This window comes from Clostridium tertium (assembly GCF_017873245.1).
In the GTDB taxonomy this organism is placed as follows: Bacteria; Bacillota; Clostridia; order Clostridiales; family Clostridiaceae; genus Clostridium; species Clostridium tertium.
This window is the reverse complement of the sequence record NZ_JAGGJY010000010.1, coordinates 49989-68357: the sequence shown is the minus strand read 5'-3', so window position 1 is coordinate 68357 and position 18369 is coordinate 49989. Positions and strand designations below refer to the sequence as shown.

Annotated in this window: 21 protein-coding genes; all 21 read right to left on the bottom strand. The window is 29.9% G+C overall.

Translation table 11 applies throughout. The features are described from left to right. Nucleotides 1–2 precede the first annotated feature (2 nt). Nucleotides 3–2816: a phage tail spike protein gene (locus tag J2Z25_RS11905; RefSeq protein WP_209740745.1), complete on the bottom strand. Its 2814-nt coding sequence runs from the start codon at nt 2814–2816 to the stop codon at nt 3–5. 34 nt (nt 2817–2850) lie between these two features. After that, nucleotides 2851–3543, bottom strand: coding sequence for a phage tail family protein (locus J2Z25_RS11900; RefSeq protein WP_209740744.1), 693 nt, complete (start codon nt 3541–3543; stop codon nt 2851–2853). 10 nt (nt 3544–3553) lie between these two features. Next, nucleotides 3554–6913, bottom strand: a complete 3360-nt coding sequence (locus tag J2Z25_RS11895; RefSeq protein WP_209740743.1) for a phage tail tape measure protein — start codon at nt 6911–6913, stop codon at nt 3554–3556. A 61-nt stretch (nt 6914–6974) separates the two neighbouring features. Further along, entirely contained in the window at nt 6975–7349 is a 375-nt protein-coding gene (locus J2Z25_RS11890; RefSeq protein ID WP_209740742.1) for a hypothetical protein, read from the bottom strand. A gap of 56 nt (nt 7350–7405) precedes the next feature. After that, entirely contained in the window at nt 7406–7633 is a 228-nt protein-coding gene (locus J2Z25_RS11885) for a hypothetical protein (RefSeq protein WP_209740741.1), read from the bottom strand. Between the two features lie 31 nt (nt 7634–7664). Beyond that, entirely contained in the window at nt 7665–8069 is a 405-nt protein-coding gene (locus J2Z25_RS11880; RefSeq protein WP_209740740.1) for an esterase, read from the bottom strand. A 12-nt stretch (nt 8070–8081) separates the two neighbouring features. Continuing rightward, nucleotides 8082–8636 carry a hypothetical protein gene (locus J2Z25_RS11875; RefSeq protein ID WP_209740739.1) on the bottom strand — a complete coding sequence of 185 codons (555 nt, stop codon included), beginning with the start codon at nt 8634–8636 and terminating at the stop codon, nt 8082–8084. 14 nt (nt 8637–8650) lie between these two features. Continuing rightward, nucleotides 8651–8986 carry a hypothetical protein gene (locus J2Z25_RS11870; RefSeq protein WP_209740738.1) on the bottom strand — a complete coding sequence of 112 codons (336 nt, stop codon included), beginning with the start codon at nt 8984–8986 and terminating at the stop codon, nt 8651–8653. Between the two features lie 4 nt (nt 8987–8990). Then, nucleotides 8991–9338: a hypothetical protein gene (locus J2Z25_RS11865; protein ID WP_209740737.1), complete on the bottom strand. Its 348-nt coding sequence runs from the start codon at nt 9336–9338 to the stop codon at nt 8991–8993. Beyond that, entirely contained in the window at nt 9335–9784 is a 450-nt protein-coding gene (locus tag J2Z25_RS11860) for a hypothetical protein (RefSeq protein WP_209740736.1), read from the bottom strand. Before J2Z25_RS11860 ends, J2Z25_RS11865 begins: the two co-directional genes overlap by 4 nt. Further along, nucleotides 9756–10079: a hypothetical protein gene (locus J2Z25_RS11855; protein ID WP_245173304.1), complete on the bottom strand. Its 324-nt coding sequence runs from the start codon at nt 10077–10079 to the stop codon at nt 9756–9758. Before J2Z25_RS11855 ends, J2Z25_RS11860 begins: the two co-directional genes overlap by 29 nt. Continuing rightward, nucleotides 10079–10291 carry a DUF7210 family protein gene (locus tag J2Z25_RS11850; RefSeq protein WP_209740735.1) on the bottom strand — a complete coding sequence of 71 codons (213 nt, stop codon included), beginning with the start codon at nt 10289–10291 and terminating at the stop codon, nt 10079–10081. Before J2Z25_RS11850 ends, J2Z25_RS11855 begins: the two co-directional genes overlap by 1 nt. 57 nt (nt 10292–10348) lie before the next feature. Further along, a complete protein-coding gene (locus J2Z25_RS11845; protein WP_209740734.1) occupies nt 10349–11383 on the bottom strand; it encodes a major capsid protein in 1035 nt (344 codons plus the stop codon). 19 nt (nt 11384–11402) lie between these two features. Next, on the bottom strand, nt 11403–11756 hold the full coding sequence (locus tag J2Z25_RS11840) for a hypothetical protein (RefSeq protein WP_209740733.1): 354 nt from the start codon (nt 11754–11756) through the stop codon (nt 11403–11405). A 14-nt stretch (nt 11757–11770) separates the two neighbouring features. Beyond that, entirely contained in the window at nt 11771–12385 is a 615-nt protein-coding gene (locus J2Z25_RS11835) for a phage scaffolding protein (protein ID WP_209740732.1), read from the bottom strand. A 142-nt stretch (nt 12386–12527) separates the two neighbouring features. Next, nucleotides 12528–13061 carry a DUF1643 domain-containing protein gene (locus J2Z25_RS11830; protein ID WP_209740731.1) on the bottom strand — a complete coding sequence of 178 codons (534 nt, stop codon included), beginning with the start codon at nt 13059–13061 and terminating at the stop codon, nt 12528–12530. Nucleotides 13062–13149: 88 nt separating this feature from the next. After that, a complete protein-coding gene (locus J2Z25_RS11825; protein WP_209740730.1) occupies nt 13150–13476 on the bottom strand; it encodes a hypothetical protein in 327 nt (108 codons plus the stop codon). Between the two features lies 1 nt (nt 13477). Then, nucleotides 13478–14446, bottom strand: coding sequence for a hypothetical protein (locus J2Z25_RS11820; protein ID WP_209740729.1), 969 nt, complete (start codon nt 14444–14446; stop codon nt 13478–13480). Then, nucleotides 14439–15923 carry a phage portal protein gene (locus tag J2Z25_RS11815; protein WP_209740728.1) on the bottom strand — a complete coding sequence of 495 codons (1485 nt, stop codon included), beginning with the start codon at nt 15921–15923 and terminating at the stop codon, nt 14439–14441. Before J2Z25_RS11815 ends, J2Z25_RS11820 begins: the two co-directional genes overlap by 8 nt. Then, a complete protein-coding gene (locus J2Z25_RS11810; protein WP_209740727.1) occupies nt 15923–17275 on the bottom strand; it encodes a PBSX family phage terminase large subunit in 1353 nt (450 codons plus the stop codon). Before J2Z25_RS11810 ends, J2Z25_RS11815 begins: the two co-directional genes overlap by 1 nt. Continuing rightward, on the bottom strand, nt 17259–18212 hold the full coding sequence (locus J2Z25_RS11805) for a terminase small subunit (RefSeq protein WP_209740726.1): 954 nt from the start codon (nt 18210–18212) through the stop codon (nt 17259–17261). Before J2Z25_RS11805 ends, J2Z25_RS11810 begins: the two co-directional genes overlap by 17 nt. Nucleotides 18213–18369: the final 157 nt, after the last annotated feature.

The window sequence follows — 18369 nt, the reverse complement described above, 5'->3', positions numbered from 1 at the left end:
TTTTATTTATTAATTTTTAATCTTAGAGTACAAACAGGACTAAACTTAATGTAATTACTTCCATCACCTGTATAAAACATTGCACTTTTTATAGTTCCTGCTTTAAGATCCTGAACAAAGGATTTAGGTAAATTAAATGTTCCTCTTCCACCCCAAGCTAAACTACCTAAAGCGCCATAACTTTTAGTTACTGGCGGAGCAGAACCACCAGGACTTGTATGAGTTGTTCCACATAAATATATTGTTTGTGCTTGTGAATATCCTCCTGCATTTTCTCTTTGGAGAGTTATAGTAGAACCATCTAAAACTGTAGAATTTGCTAGAAATCCACTTATATCACTATTATTAAAAACGAATATTCCTCTATTATTCCCATATCCCCAGTTTCCTTGATAGACTGTTTTCCCGTTAGGATTCCAATTTCCGTATAAATCCGACCAATACCCATAATCACTATAACTAAACTCTCTATATTGATCTATTGTTGGTGGTATTGGTGGAGCTGTATGGAATGATCCTGTTAAAGATACATTTCCTAATCCAAATATTGAACCACTAGTTGCCTGTAAAGCTCCTATCGGTCTCCAACTTCCTGCGTTTGCTTCCCCAAAATGAATTATTGAACCATATACTGACCTGTAAACTACATTATTATTTCCACATAAATCTATACAGTTGACTCTAGAATTATAAGATGCTTCAACTGCTACATTCGCATTACACATATCATTTTGCCACAATTGTACATTTGAACAATATATTTTGGCTCCATGCTCTGTATTTTTACACCTAAACCATCCAGCAAATATTCTTTGGCAATTTTCTATTTTGATTCCTACTGATGTATCAAATAGACAACCATCATTACTATCATATCTTGTCCTATTACCATTTAATCTTACTGAATTACTTGTATTATTTATTTCTATAGCTATCCCACTATTTTTTACTATTAGATCTTTATTAAAATTAATAGAAATAAATCCTATACCTTTTAATCCCTCTAAGAATATCCTATCTCCTATTACCCCACTAGTTATTACGTTTATGATTATATCTTTATTTATAATAGGAGTTGAATTCAAATAATTATTGAGTTCTAAAAATGATGTAAATGGATATTCTATACTTCCATCTCTAACTATATTATTTGAATTATGATTTACATAAAGATTTGAAGGTCCTTCATAGATATTTTCAATATTATTTGCAAAGACTTTATCTGCCTTAAGTTCCGTCCAACTCTTTTTACTTGCTAAAGATGCAATAGTTTCTCCATTTTCATCATTTATATAGAACCCTTCTGCATCTAGTCTAGTTCTTGTATTATATTGTGAATGTGAAACCTGTATATAATCATCATCAATGTTTAATTGGACATTTCCATTATAACTAGTTATAACTCCTGTCTTAATCAATGCTGCATCTAATTCACCGGTAAGTATGCAACTAGCATTTATCTTTCCATCTATAGTAATTGCTAATGTATATGGTCCGTTATATCCACTTCTACTAAATGCTATACCATTTTTATTCATCCTAATAACATTAATAGCGCTTTCAACCTTCGGAGAATCCATTATTAAAATTTCATTTTTTCTAGCAACTACATATGAATCTTTTATGCCTGCAGCTATTAATTCAGATGCTTCCTTCATCGATTTATCAAGTATATCCTTCCATGAATTGCCGCCTAATTGCTCAACCACTTTACCAATAACTATCTCAATTTTATTTATATCATTAAAGATATTATTTTTTGCATCTCCAAGGTCTATATCAATATATCTTTTTCTAATATTATCATACCTATTAGCTATCATCTTTAATTTGACATTAAATCCATAGTCCTCTAAATTGGCTGTTAGTATATCCCCTTGAAAAATACGTTCATTAAGTTCATCACCCTTATACTGGTCTGTATTCTCTAATGCAGCAATATTAACCCTTAATGAGCATGTAGGCTTATCAATATTCTGTATATTAAATAAATCATTACAAGCTTTTCTAATAGCTTCATATACCTCTTCTAAAGTTTCATATCCTTCTTCACTATTATTATTCTCACTATATTTATATTTAATATTGTCAAATTTAAATTCTCTTATCTTTGGATGTGGATAGTTGTTGACTAATGGTGAATAGTAAATCCCTTCTGGCAACGTCAATCCATCATATGTAATCGCATTAATACCAGTACAAACAGCCTCTTCGTCAATATCACCATCATAAGCAGTTACATTTTTACCTATAGCTATTTCTACTCCTCTATCTTCTCCTACTGCCTCATTTACCGATATGTTGAAATTATCTAGTACTAAACAGCCTCCCCATCTTTCGATAAATGTATTATCTTTATTAGTACCAATAAGAGCTTCTATCCCATTCTTTCTAATCATTCTAGCACTGGCAACTCTATCTATATTAGAACTAATATTATATCTATGAGGATATACAGTACCATTAGATATTTGGTGTATTGCAACTCTACCAGACTTTTCAACAATATTTATATCTTGAATGAAATTATCATTAAAATCATACCCTATAGCGTGACCTGAAATAGATATGTACTTTCTATTCTTTTTATTTATTTTTAGTATTCTAAAAAGTTGCTCACCTTTTTCAGTAGGAACTTGTATTATTAATCCTTCTTTAATTGTTTCTGACTTATCAAAATCCTTTTTGAACTTAGCTTGAATTATCCACTTATTTTTTTCACTCCAATCTGTATATGAAGAAATAGCAATATCATCTAACACTTCAATACCATCATGTGAAAAGTCTGTTTCATCTTGTTTAAATATCTTTATCATACAATGGTACCTCCTTTCTAACAAAAAAGAGATACTACATTAAGTATCTCCAATTTGGAATAATTTCTATTTTGGATATATATCCATCCCAAGTAATATTATTTTCACCTTTTTGTAATATAGGATAATTCCCAATTTTTTTGTGATTTTGTCTTATAGTATCTTTATATGTCCTTAATTTATTAGTATCTACAGTTATATATTCTTTAATATCTTTTAAAGTTATTTGTTCATCACCAATAAATAAATTAATATCACCATTACCATAAATAGTTATTTTAGGTTTAGCGTAATAAGTTCCACTATTATAAATTATAGTATTTTTATTTTCAATTATTACTGGATCGTTATTTAACGCGTAACCAAAAGGTTGACATTTAAATGTAACTTCAAACTCGTACCAACTATTTTCAATTATTTCTCTTAATGGAATCTCATTAATAATTTTATAATAATAAAATCTATCAGGAACATTCGAAAATATAACTGTTCCACTATTCTTAAGAAACTCAACTAGTGCATCATACGTATTCCCTTCATAATATAATTTGCATTTTTTTATAATAGGCTCATATGTTCCATCACTAATAGTTAAATTGCCATCTAATCCAAGAACTTCTATTTCTTCAATTCTCTCTTTAGGTATAGATACAGAAGGCAATTCAACAACCACTATATTATTTTTAAAAGAACTCTCATTATTTAATATAATATAATCATCTTGCATAAATTACCTCCTATATTGTTCGCACTTCCTTGAATTCTGTTATTTCTTCAATTAATTCTCTTACATCTGATACACCTTCTACGATAACATCACCAAATGAATTATTAGTATTTCCTGTTTGCTTTATAGCAAATTCTATTTTATCTTTTAACCCTTCTATAGCTTTTACTATAGCTTCAAACCCAAACTTAAACTCACTTAAATTACCACTTCTATTACTCATTCCTTTAAGTATTTCTTGTGTCTGTCTAGCATTATAAACTGTTTCTCCACCTGTAAAGTTAATTAACTGTCTACCAGTAGCAAGTGTCATTAAACCATTACTTGATTGAATTAATTCAGTTCCATATTCTCCTACACTTGCTATTCCTGGCATTGCATTTTCAGTACCTGTAGCATACATTAAGTTTCCTCCACCTATTTTACCATCAGCGCTTCCTTCTGTTCTATAAATAACACGTCCTATTATAGGATTGTTTTCAACTCTCCATTTAGTGTTATTCCATTGTTTTTCTACTTGATTCATCGTTCCATTATCGGTTATATTTATATTAGCTTTCATGCCATCTGTATTTTTAACAGTATTTTGAGTATTTTTAAGTTTATTTATTACTTCTTCAGTATTATCATTAATCTTTATAGGAGTTCCATTAGTAGTAAGTATTGCATCTACAAGCTTACCATTTTCATCTTTAACTTTCCCTAAACTACCAATAATTTCACCACTTGCATCAGTAATTTTCCCTGAAGCATCTATATAGGCATTTCCTATAATAAGCGAGTTGATTAATACTCCCTCCGCAGTTTGTTGCCAAGCTGCAATTTCATCTTGTAAAGCTGCTGCATCACTTTCTGTCATTGCTCCAATATTTTGAGAATTTAAATCATATACTCCTAAAAGTTTTTTGGTAGTTTCATCTACCTTTATATAAACATCATCCCACGATTTAGTAGTTTCATTGTACATTTTTTGATAACCACTTTGAGTTATAGTTTCTAAATTACTATAGTGCTCTGACATTTTTATTAACTCGTTATAATGTTCTATATCTTGCCTAGCTAATATTTCACCATTGAATTTATTAATTACATTTTTTAATTTTTCATTAGAATCAATAGTTGTATCAATATCTTGATTCCACATTTCCTCAGTAAGTTGATTTTTTTGTTGCTTTTGCATTTCCCAATCTTCTATTTGAGCTTCTGCAGCTGTCCTTTGGGTTTCATCCATATCTGACATTCTAGATCTTGTTAATTGTATAAGAGTATCGTAATAAGCATTATTATCAATAATGGCATCATCATATTGTTTTCTTCTTTCTAGCAACATATTACTTGCATTTTCAGCATCCATTGTCTTGATTCTCTCTTGAAATTGTTTTTGAGCATATATTAATTCTGCTTCATTAGTGGATTTAGCTTCTAATTCTGCTTCTATTGCTGCTGCATAATATTCCATAATCATTTTATTATCAGCTTCGGTAAATTCATAACCTTCTTCTCTCTTTTTGCGCCTTAGTTCGTTTACTTCTTCCTGCATTGCTACTATTTGTTCCTTACTTGTATTAGCTTCATTTTCAAAAAAGTCTAATAATATTTGCTCGTTTTCATCTACTATTCCATCCATCGCAAAAGCATCTGAAAATGTAGATTGAATCTCACTTTGTTTATTTACTATTGCTTCTATAGCCCTATTGAATGTTGTATCTAATCTATCTATCATTTCATCAGCTTCTTCGTTTGTGATAATCTTATCTAATGTTATTTCATTCAATCTCATTTGAAAATCCCAAATATCTTTTGCACTTTCTTTTACAGCACTTTGAAATTCTGGCGATATATCATCACTAAATTCTTCCCAAACAAGCCCCATATCTATTAATTCTTTCTTAGAATAAGTTACTTTACCTGTTAAATCTGCAATAGCTCGTTCCATTAAAGATATTTCTTCACGTGATTTCGTGATTTTTTGATTTGCTACATCCATGGCCTCGTGCCAAACATAAAATCCTGCACCTATAGCAGTTAATGGCATTACTACTGCTCCTAATGAACCTACTAATCCACTTCCTGCTAATGAGGTTATTGAACTTACTAACCCTATAGTTTTACCTATTCCTGTTATAAGTTTTCCACCAATCATCATTAATGGACCAATTGCTGATACTGTAGCTCCTATACTTACTATTGTTTTTTGAGTAGATGGTGGCAAGTTATTAAATGCATTAACCATTTCAGTGATTTTATTAATTCCCTTAGTTAACATTGGTAATAAGGTCTTACCAATTGCTATTCCAGCACCTTCTAAACCTGAAGTAAATTCGTCCCAAGCACCTTTAGTATTATCCATCATTGTATCTGCCATTTCCCTAGCAGCGCCACTTGAGTTTTTAAAACTTTTAGTTAGTTTATCAAGTTGTTGTGGTCCAGCTTGAATAAGTGTTAACATTCCTGACATAGATTCTTGTCCAAATATTGTTGCTATAGCTTGTTGTTTTTGTTCTTCAGTCATATCTTTTAAAGAAACTCCAAGATTATTAATTATATCTTTTAAGGATAACATCTTACCATTGGCATCATATGCATTAAATCCTAATGCTTCCATCAACTCTGCTGCTTCCTTACTTGGATTAGCTAATCTCGTTAATGAACCTCTTAATGCTGTACCAGCTTGTCCTCCTTTAATTCCCGCATTAGACATTATACCAATAGCTGCAGTTACTTCTTCTAAACTTAAACTCATAGCAGCTGCAACTGGAGCAATATATTTCATAGCCTCTCCAGTATCAAGAATACCTGCATTTGTATCTGCTGCTGCTCTTGCTAAAACATCTGCAACATGAGCTGCATTACTTGCTTCAAGTCCGAATCCTCTTAATGTTGAGCTTGCTACCTCTGCGGCTGATGCTAAATCAATATTATCACTTGCAGCTAAATCTAATATACCAGGCATAGCAGACATAATTTCATTTACAGTAAATCCAGCACTCGCTAAATTCTGCATCCCCTCGGATGCTTCAGAAGCACTAAAACTTGTAGTAGAACCAAGTTCAATTGCTTGTTTCTCTAATTTTTCGAATTCTCCTCCAACCGCTCCTGTAAGCGCCTTTACTCTACTCATACTAGACTCAAAATCTACTGCTACTTTTACTGCTCCAGCTCCTACTGCTGCAAGTGGTACCGTAAGCCCTTTAGTAAGTGTTGAGCCTACACCAGTAATAACTCCACCTAAAGACTCAATTCTTGTACTAGATTCTTTAGCATTATCCATGAATGTTCCTAGTTGTTGCTTTGCACTTATCAAACTTGCATTAAACTTACTGTGATCTAAATCTAAATAAGCTATTGCACTCCCTACGTTTATGCTCATTTATTCCCTCCTTTCTTGAAATTTGGGCATAAAAAAAGAACCACTTAAGTGATTCTTAAATCTAATTTAATTCTTTTATATATTCCTCTAGCTTTTCTACATTATCTGATACATTTTCATAAGTTTTACTAGATTCTTCCCAACCTTTATCAATTTGAATTCTGCAATTATCAATAATACTATTACAACTTTCTATCATCAATTCTTTAGCTTTAGAATCCATAGAATTTTTTTCAATCTCCTCTAATATTTCTTTAGCCTTATCCTTAATTACTATATACTCTGAATCTTTTGTAACAAATGTTGTTTCCCCTAATTCATCAGATAGTACATGGATTTTTTGATAAATATCTTTTATTTCCCCAATAGCAATTTCTTTACTACCACAACTAACTAATAGCAGAATCAATACCATTACACTTATAATCTTTCTCATATTATACCCCCATAATAAACTCTAAATTTATACATATAATTATAAGATTAGAACAATTATCTGTATTTTTCAAGACTTTTTTCCATTTCTGATATCAAACTACTGTTATTTGAGGATTTTGTCTTTTTTATTTCCTCTATGTCAATCCATTTAGGATCTTTTATCCAACATTCTTGTTTATACATTTTATCACCTTCTTTTATTTCCTTAAAAGTTTTCATAGATAAAATATACTCACAAGCTTCATCAAAAATAAAAGCGAGATATGAATCATTTATATCCATAATCTCGCTAGGCCTCTGCTTGTATTTTTCACTAATTCTCAGTATTCTTAGAATCTTGCTGCTTTGTACGAAATGATGTAAGTGCTTTGACACCTATTTGAGTATAATTATATATCTCAAGTAATTGAGTATCTGTTAACTCTAATCCTATCTCCTCAAGCTCTGTATAACTAGGTTCAACCATAGCTGCTTTAGCCATTATAGTCAATAATTCCTTTTGCTCTTTCATATTAATAACGTCTTTAGTTGTTTTAGCTCCATTAAATAATATATAAGCTGCATTTAATAATGGATTGGGGATTTCTCCATTTGCAACCAATCCTAGCATACTAGGTCTTTTTAATTTACAAACAAAAGGTTCTTCTCCCCATCCTAATAGTTCGACTTCTTGTCCCTCTGCTATTTTTTTTAAATCATCTAAACTTGTTACTGCCATCTGTTAATCCTCCTACACTGGTAATTCGTCTAAGAAATCTAAATTATATGGAGCTGTACCCTTTTTAACTCTACTTGATATCGTATAAGCTGGTGCCATAAATTCACCATCTTTAAAGTTGAATGATACAGGCTTCCCTTTGCATCCTGGATATTCAAAACATTGATATCCTAACGTTTCTCCATCTCCATCTTTCTCTTCAGTAAATATTCTTAGTTTAAATCCTGTTCTATTTACTACTTCCCCCATTGCTGGTGGCCTATATCCTGTAACCTTATCAAGTGTTTTGGTTAATGTTCCACCATCTACTATAGCTAAAACTTCTGGAACCATTACAACTTGAGTAAGATTAACATCAGAACCGTATTGAATGTCTTCTGTTTTATTAGTAGCAAGTATTTTATTCTTTGCTCTTAATATGGTCTCTTGCCCTTCAGACACAACTGCTGCATATGTCGCTTCACTTGCTGTATCAAATCTGTATATTTTAGGTGTAGTCTCTTCTGTTTCAACTTCAACTCTTACTATATTGACAATTGATTTTTCGGTTATTTTTTCTACTGCCATTTAATCATCTCCCTTTATAATCTTTTATAGTTTTCATACATAATAGAAAAGGTTATAGCTTTTTTTTCATCATCTGTAACCATCCCTGTTTCTACTCCTGTATATTTCAAATTTTTGAAATTCTTCATAATTTCTTTAATTTTCTTTTTGAAAGGTTCACATTTAGTAAAATTGTTTTGTGGTACATAAAAAATTATATCTACATATCCAGTACCAACTTTACCATCCAAACTTCTTACACCATCATCTTTTAATACAACATAGTTTCTTGTACATTCCTCTTTATGTTGTCCTATAAAATAACACTCTATATTATTTTCTTTTAAAAAATCATATAACTTCACTATCATTCAATCACTTCCAAATCACTTTGGCCCAACCTTTTAATATTTCAGCACTAAGCTTTTGTATTGTTGGCCATAATATTGCAAATCTCTTTTCATGAGCTAATTCTAAATACTTAAAATGTGGTGTATTCCCTCTTATCTGTATTTCTGTTATAGTTCCCTTAGCTTGTACATTATAATCAATAGTTTGTCTAGAGTTGCCTGTTCTATCCATCCATGGAGCATTACCTTTTGCATCATTAACCATTTTGCTACCAGAAACATTTGCATAAAGTTCTGTCTTTTTAATAGATTTTTCCTCTAACTCAGATAATCCTTTAAATAAATTACTTGCATCAAAATTTATTCCACTCATTTTGTAGCCTCCATAAATTCAACTGAAGCTTCCATTAACTCATATATCTGACCATTTTCAGTGATTAAGTCATCCATTAGAATTAAACTATGTTCTTCCATTTTCATTTCAAAATATATTTCTAAATTCTCTCTTGGATCAACTATTTTATAACACTTGTTGCTAACAAACAAATAATCTGTAGCTTTAACCAGCTTTGAGGATTCATTATAATCTACAAGAAATATTTTCACATTTTCATTAATTATTTCACCTTTATCTTTTAATGAAATAGAAATATTCTTATTGTTTGTATTATTGTAAATAATTCCTGTTAATTTACAAACTTTTATATACCCTTCTTTTTCACCATAATGATTTTTAAATTCTCTAACAATAATACATTCGCTAGGCATAAGATTAATACCTTGAACAACTTTACTTCTTAAATATTCTTTGTCTAACAACTTCATCACTCCTACGCATTGAAGTTTTATAACCACTTGTAATATAACTTGATGCAGCTTTAGAAATATATTCTTTAGATAAATTAATCCAGTAATCTGCTCCTGGTCCTTCAATTTCTATTGGCCCTATTTTAATTTTTTTATCTCCATCAGCCTTCATTAAACTAAGCTTTGAAGCTGTAGTATAAACATCATTGTTATTACTCTCTAACATCAAACTTAATTCTTCATCAGAAAAATAAGGATATTTCTTTTCTTGTAAAAATAGCTTTAATAATTGAAGTGAATCAACCATTATTCCTCACCTTCTTTTTCTCCTGTATCTCCATCTTCATTTTTAGGTCCATCATTTTCATTAATTTCATCTAAAACTTCTACATACCCGTTTGATACTAACTCATCAATGTCACTTTTCCTAACTTTAAACTCCTTACCTGTGTTTACTACAGTTTTATCATATTTGATATTTACTAAAGCTCTTACTTTATAAGTTTTTACTTTTGCCATAATTTATTCCACCTTTCACAATAAAAAGAAAAGGATGCTTAAGCACCCCTTTACTCATTAATTTACTTTTGCAAAGAAACATTCATCTATTCTTTCGAAACTTGGCATACAAATTTGTGATACCTTAGTTTCAACAGTCACTGGATCTTCTTTACACATTGCAGTTATAGCAATACCAGTTCTAACAATTTGTGTATCAAGTTTTCCAGAACCATAAATTTTATCAGCTTCTTCTGGAGTTGTACCATAAACTGAATTTCCTAATGTTCCCTCAGGAATCAATGTAACCTTATCATCTTCGTATAAGCTTATTAATATTCCTGCTTCGTTATAACATTGTCCAGCTACTATGGCTACTGTTATATTTAGCTTTTCTTTTAAATAGTTCTTTACTAATTGATCAGTAATAATTACATTATTTATTCCTTTTATTTCTGCAATTATAGCAGTATTTGCTCGTATATAACCAAATGTTTTACCAGTCATTATTGCTCTAGATGGTTTAGCCATACCTTTATCAGTAAATACCTTTTGCCATCTCTCAAAATCCCCTACAACATCTGCTGCAGGATTAGACCACTTAGCATCACCAGCTAATACTTCTTTATTTGCTACATCTACACCGTAGTCAACTATAATTTCACCATCTTCTGATACTATATTAATTTGTCCATTTTGAAGCAATTGACATCTCATTCTTTTCATTTGAACATCTGCTCCATCAACTAGTGAAGTATAATTGTCAAATATTTGTGATGCTAATTGCATTACTAATGCTTCATTGTTTGAATTTAATGCTAATAGTAACATCTGTCTATCTTCTTCATTTATCAATACTGATTCTTTAAAAAATGGCATCCTCTTAGCATCAATTTTTAAAGTAGCATTTAGTGCCCTTGGCTTTACCGCTACATCAAATGTAGATTGTCTTAATGCTATTGGTTTATTCCTAGAACCTCTTATCCATTTAAGTTCCATACCTATTTGTTTTTTTCTTGGAAATAAACTTTCATCTAAAGTATCTACTGGTGGTAGTTTTCCTATATACGTTGCTATTTCTTTTGTATTTATATAATCTTGTATTTTTGGCATAAATTATTTTCCCCCTTAATTATAGAAATTGAATCATCTTCATTGCAGCTTTAGCACTAGCATTAACTACTTCTGGTAATACTGATTCTTTTACAAATCCAAATATAAGTACTGATACTGTTTCTTTTCCTGTTGAATTAGTAAAATCCACATCTTTATATAGCAATCCGAATGCCTTATCATGAGTTATTGTAGTTCCATCTACATACTTACCATCCTTAGATAATACTGTGCCAGCTTTAAGAACACCATTATCTAATTTTGATGATACATCAGTTTTAGTTACCTTAATATTAGTGTTCTGAAATAGTTCTCCAGCTAAAGCTAATATAGTTTTATTAGTAGCTGTTAATGTTTCTGATTTTGAATACATTCTTTTTCCTCCTTTTAACTAAAAAATTTATCAATGTCTTTATTAGTTTTAAGTGATGAAGCTTTTGCTTCTCCTAATTTTTCACCTAAGCTCTTATTGTCTAATTTAGTGCTATCTCCACCTGAAATAAAATCAGGAGCTCCTGGAACTTCTTTTTCAAATAAGAACTCATTTTCCTTTTTTATAGCTTCCATTTGCTCTTTAAGTCCAATGACAGAATCACCATCAACTTTTAATTTTTCATTATCCAATAACGCTTTAACTAACTTAGAATTCTTAACTTTAAATTCACCTAAAGCCTTATCTAAAGCATTCGAAAAATTAATTTTTTGAAGTTTAGCTTCATAATCTTCTTTTTGCTTCTTATTATCCTCTTCAAGTTTAGTAACCTTATCTTTAAGACCATCTACATCTTTATATTCTTTCTTAAGGTCACTTATCTGCGTATCTCTTTCTCCAACTTGCTTTTTATATTCCTTAACCTGTTCATTAACCTGATTAAATCTTTCTTTTGTTACAAATTTACCTTCCGATACATCCTCTAAGTCTTGTTTTTCAAGTTCCTTTTGTTTATCTTCTGGTAATTGTTTAAATAATTCTTCTCCTATGATTGCTTTTATATTTGCCATTTTATTTCCCTCCATTAATATCTCTAAAATTCACTTTTTACCGAGGTCGTGTCCCCGATTATTTAGAGTGCTCTTAAATTCTTTACCGCCTGCTTAACAGCTAAAAAAGGCGAAAATAAAAAGCCTTAGAACACTAAGACTTTTAACGTTTAAAATATTTATCTACTTTCCAATTCCACTCTTTTCTATATTTAGAAGGATGTAATCCTCTTTTACCTGCATTATTTCGATAACAAAATACTCTATCTTTCATTTCTAATTTTTTAAATAATAATTCTATTTCTTTTTTTCTATTTTTCCCTTCATTAATATATACTTCTGGATAATCATCAAAGCTATTGCCCCACCCTACAAAGAAATTACTCATTGTATTCTCTCTAATATATTCTTTGATAAACTCGAAATTTTCATTTTCCTTCATAGTATTATAATTATCTGATAACTTGGTTTCCATAATAGAAAATAAATTTAGTACTTTAATTCCACCATATTCATCTTTAAACTCGTAAACTAATCTATCTAATGTATTATCATTAAAATATAAATCTGCTTTTGATGGATTAAATAGAATACATATAATATATTTTTTAGTACTATTCCAAGTTTTTTCATATAAATACCTATATCTATTCTCACCTTCAGTTTTAATAATTACATCTACCTCGTATTTAATCATATAAAAATACCACCTCTTATACAATATACACAAAATATATATAATCTTTCAATGATTAAAAATTAACCATAAGTTATTTTAATCATATTTATCTTCCATATAATACTTTATAACTAGAACTTAATTCTAAATTTCTATGTTTTAATTTGTTAAATCTTTCTGTTAATGTGTCCAATTCCATAGGCTCAAATTTATCTTTATTTTTTATTTCTTCAGCTATATCATTCATAATTTTTATATTTTCCTCAACCTCATTATCTTTATAGATTACTACAAACTCGTGTTTACAATGGGGACATTTAAAGGATAACTTAGTAACTTCATTAGTTACTTTAGTTTCCTTAAGCATTTTTGCTTTAATTTTGAAGCTTTTCTTACATAGATCACAATATGTTTTAATATTTTTAGTTATCATACTATACTACCTTTAACCATTTATTTAAATAATCAATATCTTTTCCTCTTATCCATTGCCCTAAATCTCTTCCTATATCATCTAGACTTTTAGTAATAACACAAGTTGTATAACATAAGCATTGTGGGTGTGGAATAGGTACCTTATTCTTAGGGAAATTACCTGTCCCTAATTCATAATCATTTTGATTAGCATAATCGTCACATTCATCTTCTCCAAAGTGTTTTACTTGTCTTTCATAATGTTGTGACGATAAATTCCAATGCACAGCTTCAACATAAGGATTTTCCATTGCTTTCTGAATGCTTGTAACATGAAAAATATGATTTACACTTGTCCTTAATAATCTTTGAGCATTATAATCAACTGTTTTATTTTTTACTCCTGGATATACTTTTGAGAGTTGCCAATCTTTCTTTTCTCCTGGTTTTAAATAATTCTCTAGGTCTTTAATTATCTCCAAATAAGATTTTTGAGATCCTAATCCATGTGTAATTACGTATTGTACATCCTTTTCCATACTTCTAGTATGTCTCCATATACGCTCAGAAAGGCCTCTATTATCTTTATACATTTTCCCATCTAATACCTTTAGCAATACATCATCACTAATGCTATAGGCAAAATTTATAAGCTCTTTATCAATATCAAGTTCATATTTGTCTTTTACATATGACACGAAATCTCCATTTACACTTGCTGCTATTTCTGCACCTGTCTTTATAGCTTCTGTTTCTAACTTAACTAAGTTATTATTTAACTCCATGATTTTATTTTTTATATATTTTTCATAATCCTTAGTCCAAGCTATAGTAAATCCACCTCTTGAAGTAGATGCTTTTCTAATTAGATCTTCTGCTATATCTTCATATAGTATTCTAATATTTTTTACACTAGTCGAAGTCAGCTTGTTTTTATCATTTATTGCTTCATTTAATAACTTTTTATAAAGAATATCACTATCACTCATTTAAGTTATTCCCTTCATTTTTACTCTTTCCGCTAAATTCACCTAGTTCTATTCCTTCTATTATTGATTTTTCATTCAGAATCTCATTAAACTCTTCTTCTGCATCTTCCGCTTTAGAATATTCATTAATATATGATTTTCTACTCCTTACATCTGCAATTACTTCATTTAATGCTATTTGTTTCTTTTCTTCTTCATCACTTGGAATAGGATAATTATGATTAAATGATATAGTAAAATCAATCTTATTCCATTCAGCTTTAAAATTAGGGATTTTACACTCTGATGCTATAGAAATTATATATGTTATGAGCTCTTTTAATATAGGCTCCCAATCATTCCACTTTTCTTCACATCTAGCAATTAAATCATTGTATAAATATCTCATAGCCTTAGCACTTGGAACATTATTCAAATCTTTAAGGCTTGGCATATCTAATATAAAGTTCATATCATCTTTGCATGTCTCTAAATAGTCATTTATAGCCTGTGCATTTCCCATGTTATATTCTAACCTTTGATGTATTGCTTGCTTTCCTGAAGCTGCAACAGTTTCAGCCGTCCTTATTGCATGTAGTGAATTAGGTGCTATACTAAGTTTATTTACATCATCTGGATTACCATCTATTATAGAGTCAGAACCAAACATTTGAAATCTTAATGCATCAGCAAAATCACTTATTCTCTTATTGTAATTTTTCTGTGGCTCAATTAAATCATATAAATCTGACTCTCCATATTCATCTCCAAGCTCTCCACCATTTTTTATTAACCAACAAGGAATCTTGTTAATTGTATATCCTATCTCTTCACTTTTTATTCCTATAGGATTATCTAAATCTTCTCCCGTATATGTTTCAATAGTATATGCTGCTGAAAGTACTTCATCTTCTTTAAATTTCATATATGAATATTTATGGATATAATATTTTTTATCCTTATCTTCCTTATTATAATTTCCTAAATCTTCTTGGAAGAACCTAATTTCTATTAAATTATCATCTATTTCTTTATAACTGAAATTATCTATATCATCATATCTTATTTTAACTTTACCATCTTTTGCTGAAATTCTTAGTAATACTCTTTTCTTTATTGTGCTGATTAAAAAGGCTTTTCTAGTTTTCTTCCAAAAGTGTTGAGTGTCTAATAGCTTATCAATAAATTGTCTTAACTCTTCACAATTATTCTTATCAGCTTTATTTATTGGAGTAATAATAATGCTTGGTTCTTTGCCAAACATCCATCTTGCCTGTTTTTTCAGCAATGGTTTTACTCTATTTCTAATATCCTGCGTAGGTTCATAATCAACATTATCATTGTTTACCCAATTTTGACCTAATAAATCTTCATCTATTTTTGCTGCATCTCTATTTTCCGATATTCCTTTATAAAAATAATAATCTTTTTTAGCTTTTTTTCGTTCCTCTATTTCATCAGAAGATAGCCTTAATAGTTTTTCTTTTACTGTACTCATTAAAATACGTTTCCCCCTCTCTTATAAGTTTCTTGATGTTTTTTAATTCCTTTTCCTTTGTCATAAACAGAATCATCATAAGGCTTACTCTTACCTTTTAAAATAACTGTGCTTATAAAATATCTTATAGAGTCCATGCAGTGATCATTTTCTTTTACTGGCTTATCTTCACCTCTATTAGTGGCTTTTTCATCCCAAACATAAGAAAAAAACTCCCTAAAACAATTGATACAACAGTTATTAAATGCTATTAAATCTTCATTAAGGGATCTTCCTACTTTTCGTATTCCATCTAAGACATCATTTTGAGCAGGTAATACTTTGTATTTTCCTTTTTCCCTTATTAATGCTATAAATGATGCGGCACTTGGATCTATAATAATATACTTAGGTATTATTTCCCCTAAGAATAATTCTAAATCATCATAATACTTATCATCAGGCTTTTGTTTTACTGAATCTCTACCTGAATAATAATACTCCTTGACTGCGTACCATTTTCCTTTATACTGTCCCCACAAAATGAATACAGTCGCATTTTGAGTACCATAGTCAATGCTTACATAATATTCGGTGTATTTTCTATCTACAGTCTCTACCTTATGTCTTTCTTCATCAAACATATCAAAAATAATGCCCTCAGCCATTACCCAAAGACCTAATATATATCTTTTAAAGAAAACTCCTGAGTACATTTTTTTATATCTATCTTTTACTTTTTCTGAAAGACTAAGATTGTCATCCATAGTAAAATGTAAATATAGTAAATTTTTTTCATTTTTCTTGTCTATCCAATTAGTTTTAAACCAATGATAAGGACCATCTGGATTACAGTTAAACCAGTATTTTGAACCATCAACAGAACATCTTCCAGTTGCCTGGTTAACAAAGCTTTCTGGCATCAATGCAACTTCATCAAAAAAACAACCTGCTAATGTTATCCCTTGAATTAAATCTTGAGATCGTTCATCTTTACCACCAAATATATAGAAATAATTTGATATTCCCTTTCTCGTCACAATAACTAGATTATCAGCTCTTAAATCCTCTACTTTATAACCTCTTGATTTAAGCATTAATTTCAACCAGAATAAAACGTTACGTCTAAAAGAACCTATTGTCTTACCACACATTCCAAAGTTTTGATATTTGAAATTTTCCATGGCCCAAATAATATAAGATAGCGACATAGATAATGTTTTACCGCTTCTTATGCTTCCATCTGCTATTATTCCATCTTTCTCCTTAACAGGAGATTCATTCATCCACCAAGTTAAAACTTTTAATTGTTTATTAGAAAATGGACTAAATTTAAATATAGCCTTTTTTATTTTATTAACTATTTTCTTCATCAATCCATACCTCAGCTACTTTACTTCCCAAAGCTTCAATAAATCCATCATCTTCATTTTCTTCCTCTGACTCCTCATCAATAGATGCCTTTATTCTTTTTATTTCAGTTTCAAGCTTTATGTTCTGTAGCTTTCTATTCTCTATCTCTAGCTTGATTTTTTCTTCATCATTTAATAAGTTACAATGCTTAGTTAGAAAATCCATAGCTTTCATTTTATCTAGTAGCTTAAATTTAATTCCATCTTTTCCTTGAGATACTTCGCTTATTAGTGTTGTATCTACCATAGTACTCTCTTTTAAATCTATATAATTATATTGATACTCCTTTTGCTCACCAGTTTCAGGATCTATTATTGGTTTAGGATTACCTTCTTCATCTACTCCCCAAGCTCTTTCTGTTTTCTTTCCAAACTTAATATAGTCTCCTATATCAGAAAAAGCTATGTCCATATATTTTTGAATTAAACCTCTTGTTAAAAATTCTTTATTTAACTCACTCGCTAGTAAGCTATTAATCTGATCATTAATCTTAGTGTTTTTTAGCAATCTATTAGCATTTACTGCTGCAGTTTCATAAGTACATTTATAAGCTTTTAAATATGCCTTTGTAGCATTAAATGATTTAGTATAGAAAATACAAAAAAGCTTTTGCTTATCAGTTAAATCAGTATTTTCTATAACCTCTATAACTTCATCAGCAACAGTTTCTTTTTTACTGTTATTCTTTTTATTATTTATCTTTTTATTGGAGCGTTCCTTATTCTTTTGGAGCGTTCCATTTATTTTATCCGACCATTTATCTTTTGCTTTCCATCCCCTCACCGTTCCAGGTGATATGGATAGTATTTCTGCAATTTTAACTAAATCTATATTACCATTATTCTCTTTATAAATCTCAAATGCTTTATCCCTTGCTGGACTTCTTACTCTAGCCATTACATATACACCACCCACCTTTATTCTTTATATACTATACATTCATTTGATAGTACCCATTATGAGTTCTCTTTACTTCCTTGCCTTGTTTTCTTAATCTCTTCGCTTCGCTCTTTGTTATTCTTTTCATTTTAACATCCACCTTTTCAAAATAAAA